The following is a 23655-nucleotide window of genomic DNA, read 5'->3' as shown; positions in this document are numbered from 1 at the left end:
TCAGCTCTCTGCAATCTCATGAATAGCGGCAATGACCCTGCTGCAGTCAGCATCTGTCATGTCCGGAAACAGAGGAATGGAGCAAATACGATCGCTGTTCCATTCCGTTGCGGGGAGCTGTAAAGAAGGATACCGCTCACGGTAATACTTTTGAGTATGCACCGCCCGGAAGTGCATCCCGGTACCAATATTTCGGTCTTTCATCTGCTGCATAAACTGGTCACGATTCAGGCCACAACGCTGTTCATCAACACGCAGCACAAACAGGTGCCATGCATGCTGGTGAGGCCAGACTGGGATTTCCAGTGGCAGGAATGGGGTATCGGCCAGCTCGCGCAGGTAACGTTGTGCAATAGCTTCTCGCCGCGCATTTATCTGTGGCAGTCGGCTAAGTTGATTCAGGGCTATCGCGGCCTGGATATCTGTCAGGTTGTATTTAAAACCCGGAGTAATAACTTCGGCCTGGGGCTTACGGCCCAGTGTTTCACGGTCAAAGGCATCGACACCCAGCCCATGGAATTTCAGGGTACGAATTCGGTTAGCCAGTTCTTCATCATTGGTGACAATCATTCCGCCTTCAGCACAGGTAACATTTTTTATGGCATGAAATGAAAAAATAGCGGTCTGTTGGTTCCCGACATGCTTGCCTTTGTAGTAACAACCTGCGGCGTGAGCGGCATCTTCAATCACCGGAATATTATGTTGCTCCGCGACAGCACAAATGGCATCAAGGTCAGCAGGAGCTCCGGCAAAGTGTACCGGGATAATGGCTTTGGTTCGGGCAGTAATTGCGGCCTCAATGGCTTCCGGGGTCACCATGAGTGTATTCGGGTCAATATCTACCATGACGGGTTCGGCACCCAGCAAAGCTATCATATTGGCTGTTGAAACCCAGGTGAGGGAAGGGGTGATCACTTCATCTCCCGGGCCAATACCCAGCGCCATTAATGCCACATGCATTCCACCGGTTGCCGAACTGACAGCAATAGCATGACTGGCACCGGTTAACTGGCGAAATTCGGCTTCCAGCGCCTGGTTTTTAGGACCGGTTGTGATCCATCCTGATTGCAGTACATCCCGGATAGCTGACACATCATCTTCATTCAGTGCCGGCCGGGAGAAGGGGAGAAAGTCTGTCATAAATTGTCCTGGCATTAACTTTAGTGCTCACAATAAAAACGGTCGCGTTGAAACAAATAAATACCGCCCTCAGGCGGCGATTCTATCTATACACAGATATATCGTCCCTCAACAGGCTGGTATTAGTTTAATTCAGGATGAAACATTTACCTCTGTTATGATAGTTCAGTCAAAGAAAAGTTCATGCCAGCTAACGGATTTGTTTGATTATTTAATATGAAATGAAAATTTAATCTTTTCTTAATAATTTCTTAGTCGGAAAAGTTAAATGAACAATAAATAGAATTGATATTTTCCTTCCTCTTAAACTAATCTTCATTTTTTTTCAGGAAAGAACTGGCACTTTTTAAGATCAATACTATTATGCCTGCCTGCCTGCCTGCCTGCCTGCCTGCCTGCCTGCCTGCCTGCCTGCCTGCCTCATTTAAATAATATAGCTATTACATTGTCTTCTGACAGTGGCAGCCAGATACACAGTAACTAAACAGGTAGTCGGGAATGAAACTCAATTAACTTAAACTACCTCAGTATGCCTGTTTTTTTAGTGCCCGTGATGATTATATAGCCTGCTAATTTAATTTCCCTTGTCGTGTGTTCCCGGAATAACAGCTGGCTTTAAAAACGTGTAGCTTATAATTTAAAATTTGTCATTAAATGAAAGCGATTATGACGTTATGTCACAGTGAGAATGTGATTAATGTCAGTGTTAAGATAATATTAAGATAACCATTGCGGTATCAGAAGGGATCACGGGAGTTAAATTCAGGGTGATAACTTTTAACAGTGTGATCACCCGTAAGAAAAAAAACAGCCAGAAACAATTCTGGCTGATAGTTGACTGTCCTGACCGGTTGTCAGTTATTTTTTGATACGAATCACCGGAGTTTCACCAGCGACTACCTGACCTGTCAGTTTAACCAGTTCTTTAATCTCATCCATGTTTGAGATAACAACAGGGGTGAGTGTTGATTTAGCTTTCTCTTCCAGCAGAGGGAGATCAAACTCAATCACAATATCGCCTTTCTTCACTTTTTGCCCTTCGGAAGCAATGCGCTTGAAACCTTCACCTTTTAGCTCGACAGTATCAATTCCAAAGTGGACAAACAGTTCGATACCGTTATCAGACTCGATGGAAAAAGCATGGTTGGTTTCGAAAATTTTACCAATGGTGCCGTCTACCGGGGCAACCATGGTGCTGCCGTTCGGCCGGATGGCAACGCCATCACCGACAATCTTCTCTGCAAAAACCACATCAGGTACATCTTCAATGTTTACAATTTCGCCAGACAGAGGAGCGACGATATCAATAGTACCGGAGGTACTTTCTGCTTTGTCGCCAAATAATTTAGAAAACAATCCCATGATCTTCTCCTGAGCAGTAATTTCGGTCTTACGTATAGCAGACTAGCAGAGTGTTTTCTCTTTGATGAATTTGTTGACCAGATTCATCAGATCCTCTGCAGTAGGCTGTTCCAGTGCCTGTTCTGCTAACGCTTTAGCGTCCCCAAAATTAGTATTGCGAATAATTTTTTTGATACGTGGAATTGAAATGGCACTCATACTGAATTCGTCCAGCCCCATTCCCAGTAATAATAGTGTAGCACGTTCATCACCTGCCAACTCACCACACATCCCTGTCCATTTTCCTTCAGCATGCGAAGCATCAATCACTTGCTTGATCAGACCCAGCACAGAAGGGCTCATAGGATTATAGAGATGTGAAATTCTATCATTACCACGATCTACGGCCAGAGTATACTGGGTCAGATCGTTAGTGCCGATACTGAAAAAATCAACTTCTTTAGCAAGATGGCGGGAGATCACTGCAGATGCCGGCGTTTCCACCATAATTCCGATCTCAATACTTTCGTCAAAACTTTTACCTTCATCACGTAATTGTGACTTCAGCATTTCAATTTCGTTCTTCAGAAAGCGGACTTCTTCAACGGCAATAATCATCGGGAACATAATTCTCAGCTTACCAAAACTGGATGCCCGCAGAATTGCTCGTAGTTGTGCATGCAGAATTTCTTTGCGATCCATCGCGATACGGATGGCACGCCAGCCGAGGAACGGGTTATCTTCTTTCGGCAGGTTCATATAGGGCAGATCTTTATCGCCACCGATGTCCATGGTACGAACAATAACCGCCTGTGACCCCATCGCTTCAGCCACCGCTTTATAAGCAACAAACTGCTCTTCTTCTGATGGCAGGGAATCACGGTCCATAAACAAAAATTCAGTACGGTATAACCCAACGCCTTCTGCACCATTACGTTCGGCACCTGCAACATCACGTACGGTGCCGATATTGGCGCAGACTTCAACCTGATGACCATCCAGAGTGATCGCCGGAAGGTCTTTCAGCTTAGCCATTTCTGTTTTTTCGCTGAGATACTGTTCCTGAATCTCTCTCAGGTTATTCACCACATCAGCTGGTGGGTTGATGTAAATCTGATTGTTGACTCCATCGAGAACCAGGAAATCTCCGTTACTCACCTGAGTGGTGATATTTCCGGTTCCGACAATCGCCGGTAATTCGAGAGACCGCGCCATAATGGAAGTATGTGAGGTTCTGCCACCCAGATCAGTGATGAATCCAAGGACTTTTTGCAGATTCAGCTGAGCAGTTTCAGAAGGGGTCAGATCTCTGGCAACCAGAATAGACTCTTCGGTAATCGCACTTAAGTCGACAATATGCAGTCCAAGAATGTTCTGAAGCAGACGTTTACCAATATCACGGACATCGGCGGCGCGTTCTTTCAGATATTCATCATCCAGCTCTTCCAGCGCAACGGCCTGTCCTTCAATGACAGTGTGAACAGCGGCATCGGCAGATTTATGATCTTTTTTGATCAGATCAATAATTTCCTGCTCCAGCTCTTCATCTTCAAGCAGCATGATATGCCCTTCGAAGATAGCTTCTTTTTCGGCACCAAAAGTTTCGCCGGCCTTAGTTTTTATGGCTTCAAGTTGAACGGCGGCTTTACTGCGCCCGTCAATAAAACGAGCAACTTCTGACTCTACCTGATCATCAGCAATTTTTTTCTGGTTGATGACGATCTCATCTTCTTTCAGCAGTAGTGCTTTGCCAAAAGCGATACCTGGGGATGCGAGAATGCCTGAAATCATAACCTTACCTTTGAGTACGATGGCCAAAAAGAATGACGATGCGCCATTTGCCGTGATGTAGAACAATCTACGGAAAGAATAGCGCGGACAAATTGTCCGCGATCAAGACCTTTACACTGTATCGTTTTTTTCTGCACATGTTGGCAGGAAACAACGTTATTCCAGTTCAGCCATCAGTTTAACCAGATGTTCAACTGCCTGCTGTTCATCTTCACCAACTGCTGCGAGAGTGATGACTGTGCCCTGGGTCAGGCCCAGAGTCTGCAATTTAAACAGGCTTTTAGCACTGGCTGATTTGCCGTTTGAAGTAACAGTAATTTCAGACTGAAAAGCTTTTGCTTCTTTAACAAACTGCGCTGCAGGACGGGTATGCAAACCGTTAGGAGCTGTGATAGTGACTTCTTGCTGGAACATTTTTATTTCCCCAACGTTATCAGAGTTTATTGGTGGCACCAGAGCCGGCGATGAACCCCGCAGAACTCTTGTCATCTGCAACTGCAAAAAAGCATCCACTGCAGATGGCTGACCAGTTTTAACCTCAGAACTTTCCGCAGACTGCCGGAGGTCCTGCCAGTCATTATGCCGATGTTTTCAATTATGCCCTATCAGTAATTGTGCTGGTTTTGATCCGCTTCATAACAATGACTAATTATTTTGGGCTTCTAAATAAATAGTAGCGCGATAGCATACCCGCGAACATTAAATCCATCACATGCATAACAAAAGTGAGATCCAGAGCACAAAAAAAAGCACCGCAAGGGTGCTTTAGCATTTATCGTCATTTGGGACAAAATTCTGCGACTTACTGATTCAGTTCTTTCTCTGTAAACAGGTCTGCAAACAACGCTGTGCTCAGATAGCGTTCGCCGGAAGATGGCAGAATCACGACAATATTTTTGTCGGAAAATTCTGGCTCCTGCTGCAACTGAAGTGCAGCGGCAACAGCTGCTCCGGAAGAAATTCCGGCCAGAATACCTTCTGACTCCATTAACTGACGCGCAGTGGCAATGGCATCTTCATTGGTGATAGTTACCACGCGATCGACCAGCGACAAATCCAGGTTGCCCGGGATAAAACCGGCACCAATGCCCTGAATTTTGTGTGGGCCAGGTTTAATTTCTTCACCTGCCAGAGCCTGGGTAATTACCGGTGAGTCGGTAGGTTCAACCGCGACGCTAACCAGTGACTTTTTGCCTTTGGTATTTTTCAGATAACGGCTGACACCGGTCAGAGTGCCACCGGTACCCACACCTGCAATAAAGACATCTACTTCACCATCAGTATCTTCCCAGATTTCAGGGCCTGTGGTCTGTTCGTGAATTTGCGGGTTAGCCGGATTGCTGAACTGCTGCAGTAAGACATATTTCTCTGGATCTGAGGCAACAATTTCTTCAGCTTTGGCGATTGCGCCTTTCATTCCCTGGGCACCGCCGGTCAGAACCAGGTTTGCCCCTAACGCTTTCAGCAGCTTACGGCGCTCAACGGACATGGTTTCTGGCATCGTCAGTGTCAGTTTGTATCCGCGGGCTGCGGCAACGTACGCCAAAGCAATCCCGGTATTACCACTGGTTGGCTCAACCAGTTCAACGCCAGGTTTCAGGATACCGCGTTTCTCCGCATCCCAAATCATGTTGGCACCGATACGACATTTAACGCTAAAGCTTGGATTACGCGATTCAACCTTCGCCAGAATACGCCCGTTACCAATGCGGTTTAATCTGACCAGTGGAGTATGGCCAATGGTTAACGAATTATCTTCGTAAATCTTACTCATAGCTTGTCCTTAACTCTTTGAAATATGGAGAACCCAATGAGAATACGCTTTCTGGCCCGACAGTGAAGTAAAGAAATAGTATATCGTTATGTCAGGGGGCAATAACGCCGCTGGTTTCAGGGCCGTTGCCAGTGACTTTTAGTGAGCGGTAGTGGTCGACCCACATTGCTGTTGCACCACATACTGCAACCGGCATTATGACCAGATTAACCAGTGGCACCAAAGTAAAAATGCTCACCAGCGCACCAAACTGCAAATGCGCAGTTCTGTGAGTTGCCAGTGTTCTGCGCATCTGGAGGAACGGCACGCGGTGATTATCAAACGGATAATCACAGTACTGAATCGCCATCATCCAGGCACCAAACAAAAACCATAGCAATGGAGCAAGCGTCTGGCCAACCACCGGAATAAAATGTATCAGCAACAGGATAATGGCACGGGGCAGATAGTATTTCAGCTTTTGCCACTCGCGTAACATGATGCGTGGCAGATCTTTAATCAGTCCTTTCCAGCCGCCGTCAGCCAGAGGATGTCCGGTCAGCCGACTTTCCAGTTGTTCAGCCAACAGGCCACAAAAGGGTGCCGCTATCCAGTTAGCCAGGGTGGAAAAGAAATAACCGAAGATTAGAAGCAATGACAATATGGCCAGCGGCCAGAGCAGATAGTCCAGCCATTGCAGCCAGTGGGGAATATGCCCCAGTAACCGGGGAATCCATTGTTCAAGGCGAAAAAACAACCAGCTAAAGGCCGCGCCCATTAAAACGATATTTACCAGCAGCGGAACGATGACATAACGACGTATGCCCGGTAATGTCGCCAGTTGCCATCCCTGACGAAAATAGTGAATCCCATTAACTTCCTTTGCGGAATTCCTGTTCTGCATATTCATTCTCTTATTAAGGCCGTCAGCGGCACATCATAACGTTGTTTGACCGGCAGGTAAGTAAAGTTTTGTGTGAAAAAGCAGCAGTCACGCGACGGATATCAGAATATTTGTCAGAAAATACTATGCAGACTTGCACTTGTTGGGCCTGGCAAATACATTTAAGGGTAAAGGTGCCTTTAGCAGGGCAAAGTATTGGAACAACAGAGAATACAATGATGCAGGATTTGCGTCTGATATTAATCGTTGTTGGTGCGGTTGCCATCGTTGCACTTCTCCTTCATGGTCTTTGGACCAACCGCAAGGAGCGGTCTTCGGTTTTCCGTGATCGTCCGCACAAGCGTTTAAAGCAACGCGACAACGATGACCTGAGTGACGAAGAAGATATTACGGACTTTCGTGCCAGCCGTGAATATCACGAAGAAGATGAAGCACCTGCCTATACTCAGCAGGGGCGGGCGTCTGACGACGTGTATTCTCCGGCACCAGCAGCGAAAACTTCGTTGCGCCACCGGCAGGAGCCTGTCGCTGACCCATTAATGGACTCAGATAATGGCTATTCGTCTGCGCCAGTGCGTCAGTCTCAGGATTACCATCGTGAGGAGCCACGGGAGCCGGTACGTGAATCTGCTGATCGCCATGCTTATTCTGCTCCGCAGGAAACGCCGGTACAGCGTCCGCAACCTGTGATCACAGAGGTTCCGGAACAGTATCGTGCGCCGGCACCGGAGTTCGAGCCACTGCACCCGGTGGAACCTGTAGCGACTCATACGCACAGTGAACCACAGGAACCGGCAGCAACCGAATTCGCCAGACAATCTACTCCGGAAGTGCCTGAACCTGTGGCTGAGCCCGCACAGGAAAAACAACCGGCAGCCAAAGAAGCGGTGCTGGTATTGCATGTTGCAGCGCATACCGGGGGTGAGCTGAACGGGGAGTCACTGTTACAGGCTATTCTGCAGGCAGGTTTCCAGTTCGGTGAAATGAATATTTTCCATCGCCATCTGAATCCATCAGGTAGCGGCCCGGTTCTGTTTAGCCTGGCAAATATGCTTAAGCCCGGATCTTTTGATCCGGAGCAGATGGGTGATTTTACCACGCCGGGTGTCTCTATCTTTATGATGGTTCCATCCTATGGCGATGCTCATCAGAATTTTAAACTGATGCTGCAATCTGCACAGCGGATAGCTGATGATGTTGGTGCTGTTGTTCTGGATGATGAACGCCGGATGATGACGCCACAAAAACTTGAAGTTTACAAATCACGGATTCGGGAAGTTACCGACCAGAATTAATCCCGTTTCCCGGTTATCTCAACCCCCGCTTGTCGGGGGTTTTTTATCTTATGGGGTAGTATGAACGATATCCTGCAGCAGCTTAATTCCCTGCGTACCCGGTTGCGCCACCACGAATATCTTTACCATGTGCTGGATGCCCCTGAAATCCCTGACGCTGAATACGATAAACTGATGCAGGCGCTTAAAGCGCTGGAAGAACAACACCCGGAGTTAATTACCAGGGATTCTCCGACCCAACGGGTTGGCGCCACACCATTGTCTGCTTTTGAACAGGTACAACACGAAGTGCCGATGTTATCGCTGGACAATGTGTTTGATGACGAAGGATTCCTGGCATTTAATAAACGAGTCATTGACCGGTTAAAGAATGATGCGGCGGTAGACTATTGCTGCGAGCTGAAACTGGACGGTCTGGCGGTCAGTCTGCTGTATGAACAAGGTGAACTGGTACAGGCGGCCACCCGCGGTGACGGAACAACCGGCGAGAATATTACAGAAAACGTCCGCACGATCCGGGCCATTCCGTTGCGCCTGAGCGGGGAAGATATTCCGGCTCGCCTTGAAGTCCGTGGTGAAGTGTTTATGCGGCAGAGTGGATTCGAAAAGCTTAACAATGATGCGCGTAAAACTGGCGGGAAAGTATTTGCTAACCCACGGAATGCGGCAGCCGGTTCTCTGCGCCAACTCGACCCGAAAATCACCGAAAAACGTCCGTTAACTTTCTATTGCTATGGGATTGGAGTAGTGGAAGGCGGAGTTCTGGCCGAAGGACACTACCAGCGTCTTCAGCAACTCAAGGGCTGGGGATTACCGGTGAATGATCGGGTAACCGTTTGCCAGACTCCACAACAAGTGCTGGAATTCTATCATCAGATTAATGAACACAGGGCTGAACTGGGCTTTGATATTGATGGTGTGGTCATTAAGGTGAATTCGCTGGCACTCCAGCAACAGTTGGGCTTTGTTGCCAGAGCACCACGCTGGGCAACGGCATTTAAATTTCCGGCACAGGAACAGCTAACTACTGTCCGTGATGTCGAGTTCCAGGTTGGCCGTACCGGCGCAATCACTCCGGTGGCACGTCTTGAACCGGTGCAGGTTGCGGGTGTAATGGTCAGTAATGCCACATTGCATAATGCCGATGAAATTGCCCGGCTGGGAATTCGTATCGGCGATACCGTGGTTATCCGCCGTGCCGGTGATGTAATTCCGCAGATCGTTAATGTCGTGACAGAAGATCGTCCGGCCGACAGCCGCGAAATCATTTTCCCTGAACATTGTCCGGTATGTGGCTCAGATGTTGAACGTGTCGAAGGCGAAGCCGTTACCCGCTGTACCGGTGGGTTGATTTGCGGAGCACAGCGTAAAGAAGCACTAAAACATTTTGTCTCCCGCAGAGCACTGGATGTGGATGGTATGGGCGATAAAATTATCGATCAACTGGTCGAGAAAGAGTATGTGCATACTCCCGCCGATCTGTTTCGTTTGAGTGCAGGTAAGTTGACGGGACTGGACAGAATGGGACCAAAATCGGCGCAGAATATCGTTGATGCGCTGCAAAAATCCAAAATGACCAGTTTACCGCGGTTTCTTTATGCGCTGGGAATTCGTGAGGTAGGCGAGGCCACCGCGTTAAGTCTGGCTTCTCATTTTGAAAAATTGCCGGCACTGATGGATGCTCCGCTGGAATCTTTGACGCAGGTTGCTGATGTCGGTCCGGTAGTCGCCAGCCATGTCCGCCATTTCATGGATGAAGAAAGTAACCGTGAAGTCATCCGTCAGTTAGTAGAGGATATCGGTATTCAGTGGCCGGATATGCCATCACAAAATGCACCTCTGGCCGATAACCCGTTTGCCGGTAAAACGGTGGTTCTTACCGGCTCACTGAACCTGATGACCCGGGATGAAGCGAAGGATCGGCTCACAGCGTTAGGCGCAAAAGTCAGTGGTAGCGTATCGAAAAAAACCGATCTGCTGATTGCCGGTGAGGCAGCCGGATCAAAGCTTGAGAAGGCTAATGCTCTTGGCATTCAGGTGATTGACGAACTGCAGATGATTGAGTTGCTGGGAGGCTGATACTGGACAAGCACAATCTGGTGGAACTGGCTAATACCAGGATGCCGTTTGGTAAATATCAGGGCAGAGTACTGATTGATTTACCCGAAGAGTATCTTCTGTGGTTTGCCCGTAAGGAAAGTTTTCCCGAAGGCCATCTTGGTGATTTGTTGCAGCTGGCACTGGCGATTAAAATCGAAGGTCTTCAGGGGCTGGTTGATCCGCTTCGAAAATAATAACGCCCCCTGATAAAAGGGGGCGTACTGTTTATTACTGACTTTCAGCGTTGACCCCGGTTTTAGGGGTGTCACCAAACACATGATAGTCAGGAAGTTTTACCTGTTGATACTCCTGCCATCCCCCGCCCAGAGATTTGTACAACGCGACCAGGTCGGTTGCTGCCGTGGCCTGTACCTGAACTACCTGTTGCTGAGTTTGTGATAACTGCCGCTGAGCGTCCAGCACATCGATATAAGTGGTAATGCCTTTCCGGTAGCCTTCGGAAGAGAGTGACCAGGCTTGTTGCAGCGCTTTTTCAGAGGCCTGCAATGAAATTAGCTGTTGCTGATCGGCCCGGTAGCTGACCAGAGCATTTTCTACTTCCTGTAGCGCTGTGAGTACTGTCTGACGGTAGCTTAACGCGGCATTAGCCTGCTGAGCTCTGGCCAGTCGGACATTCGAAACCAGTTGTCCGCCCTGGAAAATAGGCAATGAAATACCCGGGCCAATACTGTAGAAATGGCTGCTCCAGTCATCCAGATAACTGGCGTCAGTATTCCGGACTCCCAGTTGCCCGGTCAGAGAGATACTTGGGAACAGCTGAGCGACTGACACCCCGATATTCGCTGTCTGCGCATGCAGTGTGGCTTCAGCCTGACGAATATCCGGGCGGCGGCGGGCCAGTTCCGAAGGGACTCCGACTGATACCAGATTCGGCAGGGCAGGAAGCGGACGAACGGCCTGCAGCTCATTATCCAGCGCACCAGGTGTTTTCCCGAGCAGTACCGCCAGACCATTCATAGCCTGAGCAATCTGAGACTGATAACCCGGTAGTTGTGCCTGTAATGCGGTGACGCGGGCGGTGGCATTTTCCAGATTGGCGGCCGGTGCCAGACCATTTTGTAACTGGCTGGCGGTCAGCTGGGCGGTCTGTTGTGCGATGGCGATCTGTTGTTCTGTGACCTGTGTTATCGCCTGAGCTGCGCGTAATTGCAGATAGGTACGGGCTACTTCCGCTTCCAGAGAGACCAGACCATCGTTACGTTGCTCGATAGCGGCCTGCTGCTCTGCTACAGCCATTTCGCGCTGACGGCGGGCTTTACCCCACAGATCCAGTTCCCAGCTGGCATCGAATCCTCCCTGATAAAGGTTGACACGGCCAGTGGCCTTGTTTACCAGGCTGGTTTCGTCGTCGGTCAGATTGTCATAGACATGGTGGGATTTAAGTATGCCTTTTAGCCCCGGTTGTTGCAGAGAATAACTGGCCTGACCGTTGACAGTAGGCATCAGTGCTCCGGTAGCCTGAGCTACCTGCTCACGGGCTCCGGCGATGCGTAATACGGCCTGTTGCAGTGTCAGATTACCGGCAATGGCCCGGCTTATCAGGCTATCGAGCTGCGGATCTTTAAAATTACTCCACCAGTTTACCGCCGGATCAGCAGACAACGGGCGGGATTGCTGATCGGAGGCCATATCGTGCCACTGAGCCGGCAGATTATTGGCCGGACGGCTGAAATCAGGTCCGATACTACAGCCGGCCAGTAACAGGCTGATAAACAGCGCACTGAACCGGTAACTGACTGGTTGCATAGCAAATTCCTTCATTTTAATGGCCTCCTGCACTGCCTTCACTTTTGACCGGGGCAAGTAACAGACAGAATGGGATCATTACCAGCCCGATAAGGCAGAGCCCGGAGAATACATCAACATAAGCCAGAAAACGCGCCTGGCTAATCATTTGTTTATACAGTTGCCCCATCGCCACTGAGCTGGCGTCTCCGGCAATACTGGTAAAGTTTTTAACCGCATCTGTCATCTGAGTGACTGCCTGATTAAATTGCTGATCAAGGGTGCTCATATGATCCGATAAATAGGCTGACCGTGCCTGCTGTCGTTCGGTTATCGCTGCCGTGGATAGCGAAATACCTATTGAACCCGCCACATTACGGAACATGGTAAAAAGCGCAGATGCATCAGCATTCAGCCGCTGAGGTATGGTAATAAACGCAATAGTGGTGAGTGGCACAAACAGGAACCCCAACCCTATTGACTGGGTACTACGCATAAACACCAGCGATCCAAAATCAAGATCCGGAGTCAGATGTTGGGCCGAAAAGAAAAATGAGGTGGTCAGACAGATAAAGCCAATCATGATGATAAAGCGGGTCTGAATCACCGGCATCAGCCGCAATACCAGCGGGATGGTGAGAATAATACAGATAGCTCCGGGGGTGAGTACCAGACCGGCAAGGGTGGCAGTATAGCCAAGATCCTGCTGCGCCAGTTGTGGAATAACCACCGAACTGCCGTACAGAATAAATGCCATTGCAGCCATTAATAGCCCGGCGACCCAGAAATTCCGATCCCGCATCACCAGAATATCCACCACTGGTTTTTTAGCGTACATCAGCCAGTAAATTGCGCCAACAATACCAATCACTGCCAGGGTAGCGAACAGAATGATAAAATTTGAGTTAAACCAGTCTTCATCTTCTCCGCGGTCAAGGAACACCTGCAGACAACCCAGCCCTAAGGTGATCAGGCTGATCCCGATATAATCCACCTTCATCGTTTTGGCGGACTTTTTCTCCCACGGTGGATCTTCCAGTAACTGGTAAATCGCCAGTGCGGTCATAATGCCGACAGGAATATTAATAAAGAAGATCCAACGCCAACTGTAGTTATCAGTGATCCAGCCGCCGAGGGTCGGACCAATGACCGGGGCCACAATGATAGCGATAGAAGATAAACCAAATGCTTTTCCGCGATCTTTCTTACTGAAATAGTCCAACAGTACGGATTGCTGGACGGGCTGAAGACCACCGCCAAAAAATCCCTGCAGAATACGAAACAGAATCAGCTGCCAAAGCTCAGTGGCAATGCCGCACAGGAACGAGCACAGGGTAAACATGACAATACACAGCAGGAAGTAATTCTTCCTGCCAAAATAGCGGCTCAGGAAAGCCGATATAGGAAGCACAATCCCGTTGGCCACCAGATATGAGGTGAGAACCCAGGTTGATTCATCATAACTCGATGAAAGCGACCCGGCGACATGTGGCAAGGCCACGTTGACGATAGTGGAATCCAGCACTTCCATAAATACCGCCAGAGTAACCGTCAGGGCGACCAGCCAGGGGTTACTGGCTGGTTTCCAGCTATCGGAGGCACTCATTTCACAGTGACCTCTGGTTCAACGGATAATCCCAGTGGTAACGGATGGTTCGGATCAAGACCTTTATCAATCACAATTTTTACCGGCACACGCTGTACAATTTTTACAAAATTACCGGTGGCATTTTCTGCAGGGAATGCCGAGAAATGTGAGCCTGAACCCATCTGGATACTGTCTACATGGCCTTCCAGTTTCAGGTCCGGATAGGCATCAACACTAATGCTGACATGATCACCCGGTTTCATGTACTGCAGTTGTGATTCTTTGAAGTTGGCGGTTACCCAGATATCCGGGGACACCAGAGAGAACAACGAGCTGCCGGCCTGTACCAGACTACCCAGTTCGATATTACGCTTAGTGATATATCCGCTGTATGGGGCGATCACTTTGGTATAGGAAAGATTGAGATTCGCTGTTTCCAGCTGTGCCTCTGCCTGGCTCACCTGTTGCTGACGGGCTTCAACGTTGGTTTCCTGCTGGCGAATCTGCAACGCCACCTGAGAAGCAATTTCTACCTGTGCGGTAGCGTTCTGATACTCAGCCTGAGCAGAACGCCATTGAGCAGTGGCACTGTCGATATTGCTCTGAGTCGTCGCTTTTGGATCAACACCATGCTGGCGGCGGTAGGCTGCTTCAGCATTCTGTAACTGAGCACGAGCCTGAGCCTGGCTGGCCAGGGCCTGATCACGCTGGGCCGGGTACTGTACTTTTGACAGTGCCAACTGGGCTTCTGCCTGATGGAGCTGTGCCGTTGCCAGCCCAAGCTGAGCCTGTGCCTGATCACGCTGAGCTGTTGCATCTTTCGGATCAATTTCTGCCAGCAAATCACCTTTGTTAACTTTCTGGTTATCGTTCACCAGCAAACGAACGATATAACCGGAAGTTTTTGGTGCAATGATGGCCGCATTACCGTCAGTAAATGCATCATCCGTAGTTTCCAGACCGCGGTTCATCAGCCAGTAGATGATGGCCGCGATGACCACAATAATGACGATAATGGCCAGAATGACGAGTGGCTTTTTACCGGGTCGCTTGCGTTCCTCTTCGGGTTCAGCCGCTGCTGTCTGAGACTGATCAGCGCGTACAGGAGGTTCTTCCCGTGACTGCTCCGGGCCGCCGTCGTGTGTCTGTTGATTCATATCTGTTCCTGCCATTAAAAGTGAAGGTACAGCCCGTTGAGTGCTCAGTTCATTTTATTAGGGTATGGATTATTCGGGCTGGTGGTATGCCATAACAATGGTTTAATCATTGTCATAAGCATCAGAAAAATCAATAGGAAGAAGTGCTGAGTGAGTGACAATCTGTTATGGGGAACTCAGAAAAAAACAGGGAGATTATAACTGCCGAAAATGCTGAGACAGCATTGGTGCTGTCTCAGACTGATGTTTACTGACTTTCTGACGCTTTCGCGGTGACAGATTGTTGTTGCTGATTTTTTTTCTGATATCGCTGTGCAATAAAGGAGCAGGTCATTAGCTGTACCTGATGGAATACCATCAACGGCAGCACGATGATACCGACGGAACTGGCCGGGAACAAAATATTGGCCATAGGGACACCATTGGCCAGGCTTTTTTTAGAGCCACAAAACAGGATGGTTATCTCATCCGGGCGGCTAAAACCAAAGGCGCGTGCAGCGATAACGTTAATCAACAACACGATTGATAACAGTAACAAGCTACCGACAATAATCCACAGTAACGTGCTGACTCCCACCCGGTGCCAGATCCCATTGACCACAGCTTCACTAAAGGCGGAATAAACCACTAACAGTATCGACGTCTGGTCAGTTTTGCCAATCAGGCTGCGATGTTTATCGACCCATCCGGCAATCCAGCGGCGTGAGAAATGGCCGAGCAGGAAAGGCACCAGCAGTTGCAGCATGATTTTCCCAATCTGTTCCAGACCATTACCAGGCACGCTGCTGTGGACATTCATTACCAGATTGACCAGCAACGGAGAGATAAAGACCCCCAGCAGGCTGGAAGCAGAGGCACTGCACACTGCGGCGGCGACATTGCCTCCTGCCAGTGAGGTAAAAGCAATCGATGACTGAACGGTTGCAGGCAGAATGCACAGATAAATAAAACCGGTATAAATTTCCGGAGAGACATCGACCGGATGCCACCACACCAACAGCAGTCCGAGAATTGGGAACATGACAAACGTGCTGAACAGGATCCACAGATGCAACCGCCAGTGGCTGCTGCCGGCGATGATTTTATCACGAGACAGTTTGGCGCCATGCATAAAAAACAACAAAGCAATTGCTGCAGTGGTCAGCCATTCGAAAAAAGGAACAAAAATCCCTTTCGCTGGCAGGAAGGTGGCAAGCAGTACGGTGATGATCAGTTTAATCATCATCGGGTCAAGACGAAAGATGCCCATCGGTAGTTTCCGGTCTGAAATAAAAAAAGATTGTGCTGCATCAGGGCTTAGAAATAAAATTGATTTATTAAATCTATATATGAATTTACTGCATGAATTATACCCTGCGTCAGTTAAGAGTATTTGCCGCCGTGGCCAGTCAGGGCAGTTTTAGCCTGGCCGGGCAGGTTATCGGCCTGAGTCAGTCCGCCGTCAGCCACAGTATTAAAGAACTGGAAGCGGAGATAGGAGTGAAACTGCTGGACCGAACCACCCGGGAAGTGGTGCTGACTCATGCGGGGCAGCGGCTTGCTTCACGCCTGACAGTGCAGCTCGAGGAACTTAACAGCACGCTGCTGGAGTTAAGGCGTTATGGCGGCAACCGCAGCGGTACCGTCAGGCTGGCTGCCAGTCAGACAATTTCAGCCCGACTGATGCCCCTATGCCTGGCTCAGGCCCAGATTTGTTATCCGGAAATCCGGCTGATGTTGCAGGACAGTGTTCAGCAGTCAGTGCTTCACAGTGTACTCAATGCAACGGTGGATTTTGGTATCGTCATTGAACCACAGGTTGGAGAGTTTGAGTCACAGCCATTATTGTTTGACCCTTTTCTGCTGCTCTGCCGACAGGATGATCCGTTGAACAAAGTCGAAAGGGTGGAATGGCAGCATTTACAGGGCAGGCGTATGGTATTGCAGGATTATGCTTCCGGCAGCCGGGCGCTGGTGGATCGTATTTTTCAGCAACAGCATGTGACCCCGGAAGTCATACAACAGGTTGGCCACCCGGTGACCCTCTATCCTATGGTCGAGGCAGGAATTGGCATCAGCATCTTGCCCGGTCTGGCACTACCTGTGCCTTCCGGCAGCTCATTACAGGTGCGTCGTATTTATCCGGAAGAACACCGTACACTGATGCTGATCCGCAGAAAGAACCGCTCTCTGAGCCCTGCGGCAGAAGCCATCTGGCAACTGGTCAGCGAACAGGCAGAGCTGTTAAGCCAGCAAAGCAGATTGTTGCCACAAAGGTAATTGGTGGCAGGAGATATTTGTGTCGCAGCAGGCAAAGCTCCGTTGATCTGTCATACTGACTACCGGTGATTAAATTTTTTATCTGAGATAAATGATGAACCAGAAAGAGAATCATGATTTGCCGGTATACCGGCTGCTGACCGGTCCCGATAATGCAGATTTTTGTCGCAGGGTAAGTGAAATGCTGAACAACGGCTACCAGCTCTACGGATCTCCTTCGGTGACTTATGATCCTGAGAAAAAAACAGTCATTGCAGCTCAGGCGGTGATCCGCGTTGCTGATACAAAAGCATTCCTTAACCTGCCAGAGTGATCTTCTGAGTGACTATGCCAGGTTGCAGAGAATGCCTTTCCATGTTTATGGCTAAACAGGGGTATTCGCCGTTAACTTAATGAATGTAACTGCTCTGCCAGTAATATCAGAGCAACGACTATCATTGTTACTCCGGAAATTTTACTAACAATGCGCGCAGCTTGCGGGCGTGTCGACAGTAATTCTCTGGCGGTGTAACCCACTCCGAAATAGATTGATGAACAACTGGCCAGATGAATTGCTCCCAGCAGCATCAGTTGCAGACTTACCGGCCAATGGCCACCAGGCCTGACAAATTGCGGCAGTAGCGCGAGAAATAACAGAAACACTTTAGGATTCAGACCGCTGATGCATAACCCCCTGACAGCCCATTGGTGCCAGGTCTGTGCGACAGGCGATGACGCGGCAGCGATCACTGCGGGCTGGCGTAACACACAACTGCCCAGCCATAGCAGGTAAGCAGCACCAGAAAAAGTAAGTATACTGAGCACTGCAGGATGGCTGGCGACTATTCCACCCACCCCAGCGATAACGATGACTAACGCCAGCAAATGCCCGGACATCAACCCGCTGACTGCAGCAGTAATTTTACGACCATCGATGCCGGACGCAATAACATAGGCCCAGTCTGCCCCCGGGGTTATACTCAGTAGTAACGAAATCATCCAAAATCCCAACACCATTTCTGAATTCACCGCATCTTCTCCGGTTATGCTTTATACTCAGCAGAAGAATACTCTTGTCAGACCGGGATTAACTTTTATAATTGCCCCTAAATCACCTGATTACAGGAAGGAAAGCCCTCATTGGATACCACAGACAGAAAGATTCTTGCTGAGCTGCAGTCAGATGGTCGTCTTTCTCTGACCGAACTGGCAGACAGAGTGAATTTGAGCCTCTCTCCATGCCATCGCAGGGTCAGGGCACTTGAACAGGACGGAGTCATTACTGGTTACCGGGCAGATCTTGATCCCGCGAAGATGGGGTTTAACTTTGTCGCTATTGTGTTTGTGACATTAAAGCAAGGTGACAAAAAGGCGGTCGAGACCTTTGAGCGGGCAGTGACCGATATCCCGCAAATTATCCTGGCGCAACGTCTGTTTGGGGATCCGGATTATATGATGCAGGTCGTAACCACTGATCTCACTGCTTTTCGGCAACTTTACGATGGTAAGTTGTCGGCAATGCCAGGAGTGCTGCACCTTCGCTCAACATTGGTTATGAAAACGGTCGTTCAGGATCGGCCTTATCCGTTAGGGATTGTTGCTGGCTAATCTGGTACTGTCGGGTCTGTCTTGCCTGATTAAACCAGCCCCCTGCAGCTGACTGGCAGGGGGGCTGGATTCATTATCTCAGTCTTTGTCATTCATTTTGTACAGCCTTAAGAACTCCATTCCCTGCACTGATGACCTGCTTAACAGGCAGTCGATAATTAACCGATAAACGCCGGCATTTCACGTTATCCGAAGACTCTCCGTAATATCTGTATATTGAGTGAAACGACTCTGAGAACTTTTTCAGACCTGAATATATCCCGCTTTTTTCTTGCAAAATTCCAGACCAGTTTTCTTTATATGATGTGTTACTACGACTGCTATATAAGCCGTTGAACTTATCTTCTTTGCTACTGGAAAAATAATTTTGCTGTATTATGATGCTTATTGCGACATTTTGCGGTTTTGGGTTTAGCTATGCATAAAACAGCCAGACAGAAATTACTTATGGAACTGCTGCTCAAAGACGGGCAGGTGGGAATTAGCCAGTTAGTGGAGCAGCTTCAGGTTTCTGCAGATACTGTGCGGCGTGATCTGGCCTACCTTGAAAAGAAGGGGCTCGCTCAGAAAAATCATGGCGGGGCAGTAGCTCTTGATCTTTCGGCCATGAACCGCCAGCAACGAAGTGTGCTGATTCCGGCAGTTAAAGCCAGCCTGGGAAGCTATGTTGCGGACAAGATTCCCGCAGGTTCGACACTGTTCCTGGATGCAGGCAGCACGATGCTGGCCGTAGCATCGATGCTAAAAGGACCCGCAACAGTAATTACCCCTTCTCTGGATATCGCTTTTCACCTCAGTGACAAACCTGATATTGAACTGATAGTCCTGGGTGGGCAGTGGGATAAACAACAACGTCTGTTTTCCGGCAGCGCCACACTGAAACTGCTGGAACAATATCGTGCCGATATTGCCATTCTCGGTGCATGTGCGTTGCATGCCGAATTCGGACTGAGTGCCAGCCAGGAGGCGGACGCTGAGGTCAAGCGTGCAATGTTAGCCGCCAGCAGTGAGCATTGGGTAGTCGCCGATCATATGAAGCTCAACCGGTGTGAGCCGTATCTGGTTGCTCAGCTTACGGAGATTCAGCAGCTGTTTTTGAATTCCCCGTGGAATGAGTTTGAGGGTTCCGGTTCAACTCAGGTAAGCATCTCAAACAATTAATGGTATGGAGAGCATCATGAATACGAAAACAGAGTTCAACGTTGCACTGATTGGGTACGGATTCGTAGGTAAAACATTTCACGCCCCTTTAATTGCATCCGTTGCCGGGTTGCGTCTTTTCGTGGTTTCGTCCGGCAACGAGGAAAAGGTCAAAAAAGACTTCCCGGATGTGAAAGTCGTAGCTTCAGCAGAAGCGGCTATCAAAGATCCTGAGGTCGATTTGGTGGTTATTGCATCACCTAATGATACACATGCGCCGCTGGCAGAAATGGCACTGACTGCCGGCAAACATGTGGTGGTCGATAAACCCTTTACGCTAAACCTGGAGGAAGCCCGGGCTCTGGCCAGCCTGGCTAAAGAGAAACAATTACTGCTCTCGGTCTTTCAGAACAGACGCTGGGATAGTGATTATCTCGGTGTCAGAAAGATTATCGATTCCGGAATAATTGGTCAGGTAAAACACTTCGAGTCTCATATGGATAGGTTTCGTCCGGAGGTTCGCGACCGCTGGAGAGAACACTCCCTTCCTGGCAGTGGTTTATGGTTTGATATTGGACCACACGTTGTTGATCAGGCGTTACAGATGTTCGGGCTTCCGGAAACGGTCTCTGGTGATTTAGCAATTTTGCGCACCGGTGCGCGTATTAATGACTGGGCGCATGTCACTCTGAGTTATCCGGGACACAGGGTCATACTCCACGCGACCATGCTGGCTGCCGGGGGAGTATCACGTTTTACCGTGCATGGTGATAAAGGAAGTTTGATTAAAAGAAACGCCGATCAGCAGGAAAGCCAGTTAGTTGCAGGGATTTTGCCCGGTTCAGAGAGTTGGGGAGAAGATGATGATGATTTAGTTATTTTTGACGCTCATCAGCAAACTACCCGGATACAAACCCCACGGGGAGATCAGCGCCAGTACTACCTTCAGATTCGTGATGCGCTGAGCCAGGGGAAAGCCAATCCCGTATCGCCAGTGCAGGCGATTGCTGTTATGGCGGTACTTGAAGCGGCGGTACGTTCATCCGAAACGGGCAGGGTGCAGAAGGTGGATCTCACTGAAGGTGAGACGGCAGAATTCAATAAACCTTAATAAGTTCTGTAGGCCGTTGCTTTACAACGTTGTCTCAATGCGTTCGAGCCGAACCTGCGGCAGGTTCTCATCCTGCACGTTTTTTTTCTGAGCACAGAAACGAAAAAAGCACGCCGCTGTTTATAACAACGGGGTGCTCTTTTCTGAATGGGTGGGTCGTGCAGGATGACTCGCTTCGCTCGCCCTGCGGGCCGTTGCTTCACAACGTTGTCTCACTGCGTTCGACCCGAACCTGCGGCAGGTTCTCATCCTGCACGTTTTCTTTCTGAGCGCAGAAACGAAAAAAGCACGCCGCTGTTTATAACAACGGGGTGCTCTTTTCTAAATGGGTGGGTCGTGCAGGATGACTCGCTTCGCTCGCCCTGCGGGCCGTTGTTCACAACGTTGTCTCACTGCGTTCGACCCGAACCTGCGGCGGGTTCTCATCCTGCACGTTTTCTTTCTAAGCGCAGAAACGAAAAAAGCACCCTGAAGGGTGCTTTTCTCTGAATTGGTGGGTCGTGCAGGATGACTCGCTTCGCTCGCCCTGCGGGCCGTTGTTCACAACGTTGTCTCACTGCGTTCGACCCGAACCTGCGGCAGGTTCTCATCCTGCACGTTTTCTTTCTAAGCACAGAAACGAAAAAAGCACCCTGAAGGGTGCTTTTCTCTGAATTGGTGGGTCGTGCAGGATTCGAACCTGCGACCAATTGATTAAAAGTCAACTGCTCTACCGACTGAGCTAACGACCCGAGTGGTGGGTGATGACGGGTTCGAACCGCCGACCCCCTCCTTGTAAGGGAGGTGCTCTACCAACTGAGCTAATCACCCGAATTCTTTTCCTGTTCCAGCGGGTCACCTACCTAAGTATTGGTGGGTGATGACGGGTTCGAACCGCCGACCCCCTCCTTGTAAGGGAGGTGCTCTACCAACTGAGCTAATCACCCAAATTCTTTTCCTGTTCCAGCGGGTCACCTACCTAAGTAGTGGTGGGTGATGACGGGTTCGAACCGCCGACCCCCTCCTTGTAAGGGAGGTGCTCTACCAACTGAGCTAATCACCCCCGCTGTGTGGAGTCGCATTATAGGGATAGTTGAATATGAGTCAACGATTTTTCTGAGGAAAATGTTTGTTCGTCTTAAATTTAGCCATCATGCGGGGTTTTCAGGCAGAATGTTTATTTTTTTACCGGAATGAAAAGATTAAACGTCCTGATTCTGCGAGCAATGATTGAGGATTCACTGCCAGGTGTTAAAATGAGGCCACTGAATTCCGCAATTTTTCCTGGTTTTTGGCGTTTGTGATCGAAAACCCGCGTCCTAAGGCAATGTTTAATGAAGATTAAGACTCGTTTTGCGCCAAGCCCTACTGGCTATCTGCATGTTGGTGGTGCTCGTACTGCTCTTTATTCCTGGTTGTATGCCCGCCACAATAAAGGCGAATTTGTTCTGCGTATTGAAGATACCGATCTGGAGCGTTCTACCCCGGAAGCGATAGAAGCGATTATGGACGGTATGAACTGGCTGAGTCTCGACTGGGATGAGGGCCCGTATTACCAGACCAAACGTTTTGACCGCTACAATCAGGTTATTGATGAGATGCTGGTCGCCGGCACCGCATATAAATGCTATTGCTCGAAAGAGCGGCTGGAAGCGTTGCGTGAGCAGCAGATGGAGAACGGTGAAAAGCCACGTTATGACGGTCGCTGCCGTGACAGTCATGAACATCACAGCGATGATGAACCTTGCGTGGTACGTTTTCGTAACCCACAGGAAGGTTCGGTAATCTTTGATGATCAGATTCGTGGACCGATCGAATTCAGTAACCAGGAACTGGATGATTTGATCATTCGTCGTACCGACGGATCTCCGACCTATAATTTCTGTGTAGTCATTGATGACTGGGATATGCAAATTACTCATGTCATTCGTGGTGAAGATCATATTAATAATACCCCGCGTCAGATAAACATTCTGAAAGCGATTGGTGCTCAGGTACCCGTGTACGCACACGTATCAATGATTCTGGGTGATGACGGTAAGAAGTTGTCCAAACGTCACGGTGCGGTTGGGGTAATGCAATACCGTGATGATGGCTATCTGCCGGAAGCATTGCTTAATTATCTGGTGCGGATGGGCTGGGCTCATGGCGATCAGGAAATTTTCTCTGTCGCAGAAATGACCGATTTATTCCGTCTGGAATCAGTTAGTAAATCGGCCAGTGCATTCAACACTGAAAAACTTCAGTGGCTGAACCACCACTATATTAATAGCCTGCCACCTGAATATGTGGCGACTCAGTTGCAGTGGCACATTGAGCAGCAGAATATTGATACTTCCACCGGCCCTGAACTGGCTGAACTGGTGAAATTACTGGGAGAACGTTGCAAAACTCTTAAAGAGATGGCCGAAAGCTGCCGCTATTTCTATGAAGACTTCGCTGAGTTCGATGCCGATGCAGCGAAAAAACATCTGCGGCCTGTTGCCCGTCAGCCACTTGAGCTGGCGGCAGAAAAACTGGCGGCAGTGACAGACTGGACGGCAGAAAATGTTCACCAGGCCATTCAGGACACAGCTACCGAACTGGATGTTGGTATGGGTAAAGTGGGTATGCCGTTACGTGTTGCTGTTACGGGCGCGGGGCAGTCACCGGCATTGGATGTTACGGTGACAGCTATTGGTCGCAAACGTAGTATTGAACGAATCGGTCAGGCACTGAACTATATCAGTGAACGCGAAGCACAGGCATAAGTTCTTACCTGTCG

General features: G+C 49.2%; 20 protein-coding genes, 4 tRNA genes and 3 other RNA genes. 9 read left to right on the top strand and 18 right to left on the bottom strand.

From position 1 onward, the window contains the following. The 6 genes from arnB to cysZ form a co-directional block, all read right to left on the bottom strand. On the bottom strand, positions 1-1140 hold the full coding sequence (gene arnB, locus A7K98_RS14495; protein WP_087489205.1) for a UDP-4-amino-4-deoxy-L-arabinose aminotransferase: 1140 nt from the start codon (positions 1138-1140) through the stop codon (positions 1-3). A gap of 858 nt (positions 1141-1998) precedes the next feature. Continuing rightward, on the bottom strand, positions 1999-2502 hold the full coding sequence (gene crr, locus A7K98_RS14490) for a PTS glucose transporter subunit IIA (protein ID WP_087489204.1): 504 nt from the start codon (positions 2500-2502) through the stop codon (positions 1999-2001). A gap of 42 nt (positions 2503-2544) precedes the next feature. Further along, positions 2545-4272, bottom strand: a complete 1728-nt coding sequence (gene ptsI, locus A7K98_RS14485; RefSeq protein WP_087489203.1) for a phosphoenolpyruvate-protein phosphotransferase PtsI — start codon at positions 4270-4272, stop codon at positions 2545-2547. Between the two features lie 156 nt (positions 4273-4428). Then, positions 4429-4686 (bottom strand): phosphocarrier protein Hpr, encoded by a 258-nt coding sequence (gene ptsH, locus A7K98_RS14480; protein WP_087490523.1) that lies wholly within the window; start codon positions 4684-4686, stop codon positions 4429-4431. 388 nt (positions 4687-5074) lie between these two features. Continuing rightward, the gene (cysK, locus tag A7K98_RS14475; protein WP_087489202.1) at positions 5075-6046 is read right to left on the bottom strand and encodes a cysteine synthase A; all 972 of its coding nucleotides are present in this window, start codon (positions 6044-6046) and stop codon (positions 5075-5077) included. Positions 6047-6137: 91 nt separating this feature from the next. Beyond that, a complete protein-coding gene (cysZ, locus tag A7K98_RS14470; RefSeq protein WP_087489201.1) occupies positions 6138-6929 on the bottom strand; it encodes a sulfate transporter CysZ in 792 nt (263 codons plus the stop codon). A 215-nt stretch (positions 6930-7144) separates the two neighbouring features. Between cysZ and zipA the strand changes: the two genes are divergently transcribed. The 3 genes from zipA to A7K98_RS14455 are packed head-to-tail and all read left to right on the top strand — an operon-like array spanning position 7145 to position 10518. Then, complete coding sequence (gene zipA, locus A7K98_RS14465; RefSeq protein WP_087489200.1) at positions 7145-8224, top strand: cell division protein ZipA; 1080 nt, start codon at positions 7145-7147, stop codon at positions 8222-8224. Positions 8225-8284: 60 nt separating this feature from the next. After that, a complete protein-coding gene (gene ligA / locus A7K98_RS14460; protein WP_087489199.1) occupies positions 8285-10303 on the top strand; it encodes an NAD-dependent DNA ligase LigA in 2019 nt (672 codons plus the stop codon). A 2-nt stretch (positions 10304-10305) separates the two neighbouring features. Next, positions 10306-10518, top strand: coding sequence for a DUF3820 family protein (locus tag A7K98_RS14455; protein WP_087489198.1), 213 nt, complete (start codon positions 10306-10308; stop codon positions 10516-10518). A gap of 34 nt (positions 10519-10552) precedes the next feature. On the opposite strand, the gene A7K98_RS14450 is transcribed toward A7K98_RS14455, so the two are convergent. From A7K98_RS14450 to A7K98_RS14435, 4 genes are all read right to left on the bottom strand, one after another. Then, on the bottom strand, positions 10553-12106 hold the full coding sequence (locus tag A7K98_RS14450) for an efflux transporter outer membrane subunit (protein ID WP_087489197.1): 1554 nt from the start codon (positions 12104-12106) through the stop codon (positions 10553-10555). Position 12107: 1 nt separating this feature from the next. Further along, entirely contained in the window at positions 12108-13676 is a 1569-nt protein-coding gene (locus tag A7K98_RS14445; RefSeq protein WP_087489196.1) for a DHA2 family efflux MFS transporter permease subunit, read from the bottom strand. Next, positions 13673-14815 (bottom strand): HlyD family secretion protein, encoded by a 1143-nt coding sequence (locus A7K98_RS14440; protein ID WP_087489195.1) that lies wholly within the window; start codon positions 14813-14815, stop codon positions 13673-13675. The genes A7K98_RS14445 and A7K98_RS14440 overlap by 4 nt, the downstream gene beginning before the upstream one ends. 247 nt (positions 14816-15062) lie before the next feature. Continuing rightward, the gene (locus A7K98_RS14435) at positions 15063-16064 is read right to left on the bottom strand and encodes a bile acid:sodium symporter family protein (RefSeq protein ID WP_087489194.1); all 1002 of its coding nucleotides are present in this window, start codon (positions 16062-16064) and stop codon (positions 15063-15065) included. Between the two features lie 92 nt (positions 16065-16156). Between A7K98_RS14435 and A7K98_RS14430 the strand changes: the two genes are divergently transcribed. Both A7K98_RS14430 and A7K98_RS14425 read left to right on the top strand, forming a co-directional pair. Further along, entirely contained in the window at positions 16157-17074 is a 918-nt protein-coding gene (locus tag A7K98_RS14430) for a LysR family transcriptional regulator (protein ID WP_087489193.1), read from the top strand. Positions 17075-17165: 91 nt separating this feature from the next. Continuing rightward, positions 17166-17387, top strand: coding sequence for a DUF1737 domain-containing protein (locus A7K98_RS14425; protein WP_198361109.1), 222 nt, complete (start codon positions 17166-17168; stop codon positions 17385-17387). A 71-nt stretch (positions 17388-17458) separates the two neighbouring features. Here the strand turns inward: A7K98_RS14425 and A7K98_RS14420 are convergent, their stop codons facing one another. After that, positions 17459-18082, bottom strand: coding sequence for a LysE family translocator (locus tag A7K98_RS14420; RefSeq protein ID WP_087489192.1), 624 nt, complete (start codon positions 18080-18082; stop codon positions 17459-17461). Between the two features lie 111 nt (positions 18083-18193). Between A7K98_RS14420 and A7K98_RS14415 the strand changes: the two genes are divergently transcribed. The 3 genes from A7K98_RS14415 (at position 18194) to A7K98_RS14405 (ending at position 20912) form a co-directional block, all read left to right on the top strand. After that, positions 18194-18661: an Lrp/AsnC family transcriptional regulator gene (locus A7K98_RS14415; protein WP_087489191.1), complete on the top strand. Its 468-nt coding sequence runs from the start codon at positions 18194-18196 to the stop codon at positions 18659-18661. Positions 18662-19078: 417 nt separating this feature from the next. Next, positions 19079-19822, top strand: a complete 744-nt coding sequence (locus A7K98_RS14410; protein WP_087489190.1) for a DeoR/GlpR family DNA-binding transcription regulator — start codon at positions 19079-19081, stop codon at positions 19820-19822. 16 nt (positions 19823-19838) lie between these two features. Then, the gene (locus A7K98_RS14405) at positions 19839-20912 is read left to right on the top strand and encodes an oxidoreductase (protein ID WP_232461545.1); all 1074 of its coding nucleotides are present in this window, start codon (positions 19839-19841) and stop codon (positions 20910-20912) included. A 149-nt stretch (positions 20913-21061) separates the two neighbouring features. On the opposite strand, the gene A7K98_RS14400 is transcribed toward A7K98_RS14405, so the two are convergent. The 7 genes from A7K98_RS14400 to A7K98_RS14370 all read right to left on the bottom strand — a co-directional run bounded on the left by A7K98_RS14400 (position 21062) and on the right by A7K98_RS14370 (position 21954). Then, positions 21062-21182, bottom strand: a non-coding RNA gene (locus tag A7K98_RS14400) — RtT sRNA. A 57-nt stretch (positions 21183-21239) separates the two neighbouring features. Continuing rightward, a non-coding RNA gene (locus A7K98_RS14395) (RtT sRNA) lies at positions 21240-21359 on the bottom strand. Positions 21360-21403: 44 nt separating this feature from the next. Then, a non-coding RNA gene (locus A7K98_RS14390) (RtT sRNA) lies at positions 21404-21523 on the bottom strand. A 44-nt stretch (positions 21524-21567) separates the two neighbouring features. Then, a tRNA-Lys gene (locus A7K98_RS14385) sits at positions 21568-21643 on the bottom strand. Positions 21644-21646: 3 nt separating this feature from the next. Beyond that, positions 21647-21722: transfer RNA gene (locus tag A7K98_RS14380), tRNA-Val, on the bottom strand. A 40-nt stretch (positions 21723-21762) separates the two neighbouring features. Beyond that, positions 21763-21838 (bottom strand) — tRNA-Val (locus A7K98_RS14375). A 40-nt stretch (positions 21839-21878) separates the two neighbouring features. Beyond that, positions 21879-21954, bottom strand: a tRNA-Val gene (locus A7K98_RS14370). A gap of 271 nt (positions 21955-22225) precedes the next feature. Between A7K98_RS14370 and gltX the strand changes: the two genes are divergently transcribed. Then, on the top strand, positions 22226-23641 hold the full coding sequence (gene gltX / locus A7K98_RS14365; RefSeq protein ID WP_087489188.1) for a glutamate--tRNA ligase: 1416 nt from the start codon (positions 22226-22228) through the stop codon (positions 23639-23641). Positions 23642-23655 lie beyond the last annotated feature (14 nt).

Source organism: Tatumella citrea, assembly GCF_002163585.1.
GTDB lineage: Bacteria > Pseudomonadota > Gammaproteobacteria > Enterobacterales > Enterobacteriaceae > Tatumella > Tatumella citrea.
This window is presented reverse-complemented; position numbering and strand designations above follow the sequence as displayed.

Coding starts and splice junctions, on each gene's coding strand:
- ptsI (WP_087489203.1), bottom strand. CDS start 4,272: ATGATTTCAGGCATTCTCGCATCCCCAGGTATCGCTTTTGGCAAAGCA.
- A7K98_RS14430 (WP_087489193.1), top strand. CDS start 16,157: ATGAATTATACCCTGCGTCAGTTAAGAGTATTTGCCGCCGTGGCCAGT.
- A7K98_RS14450 (WP_087489197.1), bottom strand. CDS start 12,106: ATGAAGGAATTTGCTATGCAACCAGTCAGTTACCGGTTCAGTGCGCTG.
- A7K98_RS14445 (WP_087489196.1), bottom strand. CDS start 13,676: ATGAGTGCCTCCGATAGCTGGAAACCAGCCAGTAACCCCTGGCTGGTC.
- cysZ (WP_087489201.1), bottom strand. CDS start 6,929: ATGCAGAACAGGAATTCCGCAAAGGAAGTTAATGGGATTCACTATTTT.
- A7K98_RS14410 (WP_087489190.1), top strand. CDS start 19,079: ATGCATAAAACAGCCAGACAGAAATTACTTATGGAACTGCTGCTCAAA.
- A7K98_RS14405 (WP_232461545.1), top strand. CDS start 19,839: ATGAATACGAAAACAGAGTTCAACGTTGCACTGATTGGGTACGGATTC.
- A7K98_RS14435 (WP_087489194.1), bottom strand. CDS start 16,064: ATGGGCATCTTTCGTCTTGACCCGATGATGATTAAACTGATCATCACC.
- gltX (WP_087489188.1), top strand. CDS start 22,226: ATGAAGATTAAGACTCGTTTTGCGCCAAGCCCTACTGGCTATCTGCAT.
- zipA (WP_087489200.1), top strand. CDS start 7,145: ATGATGCAGGATTTGCGTCTGATATTAATCGTTGTTGGTGCGGTTGCC.
- arnB (WP_087489205.1), bottom strand. CDS start 1,140: ATGACAGACTTTCTCCCCTTCTCCCGGCCGGCACTGAATGAAGATGAT.
- cysK (WP_087489202.1), bottom strand. CDS start 6,046: ATGAGTAAGATTTACGAAGATAATTCGTTAACCATTGGCCATACTCCA.
- crr (WP_087489204.1), bottom strand. CDS start 2,502: ATGGGATTGTTTTCTAAATTATTTGGCGACAAAGCAGAAAGTACCTCC.
- A7K98_RS14440 (WP_087489195.1), bottom strand. CDS start 14,815: ATGAATCAACAGACACACGACGGCGGCCCGGAGCAGTCACGGGAAGAA.
- ptsH (WP_087490523.1), bottom strand. CDS start 4,686: ATGTTCCAGCAAGAAGTCACTATCACAGCTCCTAACGGTTTGCATACC.
- ligA (WP_087489199.1), top strand. CDS start 8,285: ATGAACGATATCCTGCAGCAGCTTAATTCCCTGCGTACCCGGTTGCGC.
- A7K98_RS14425 (WP_198361109.1), top strand. CDS start 17,166: ATGATGAACCAGAAAGAGAATCATGATTTGCCGGTATACCGGCTGCTG.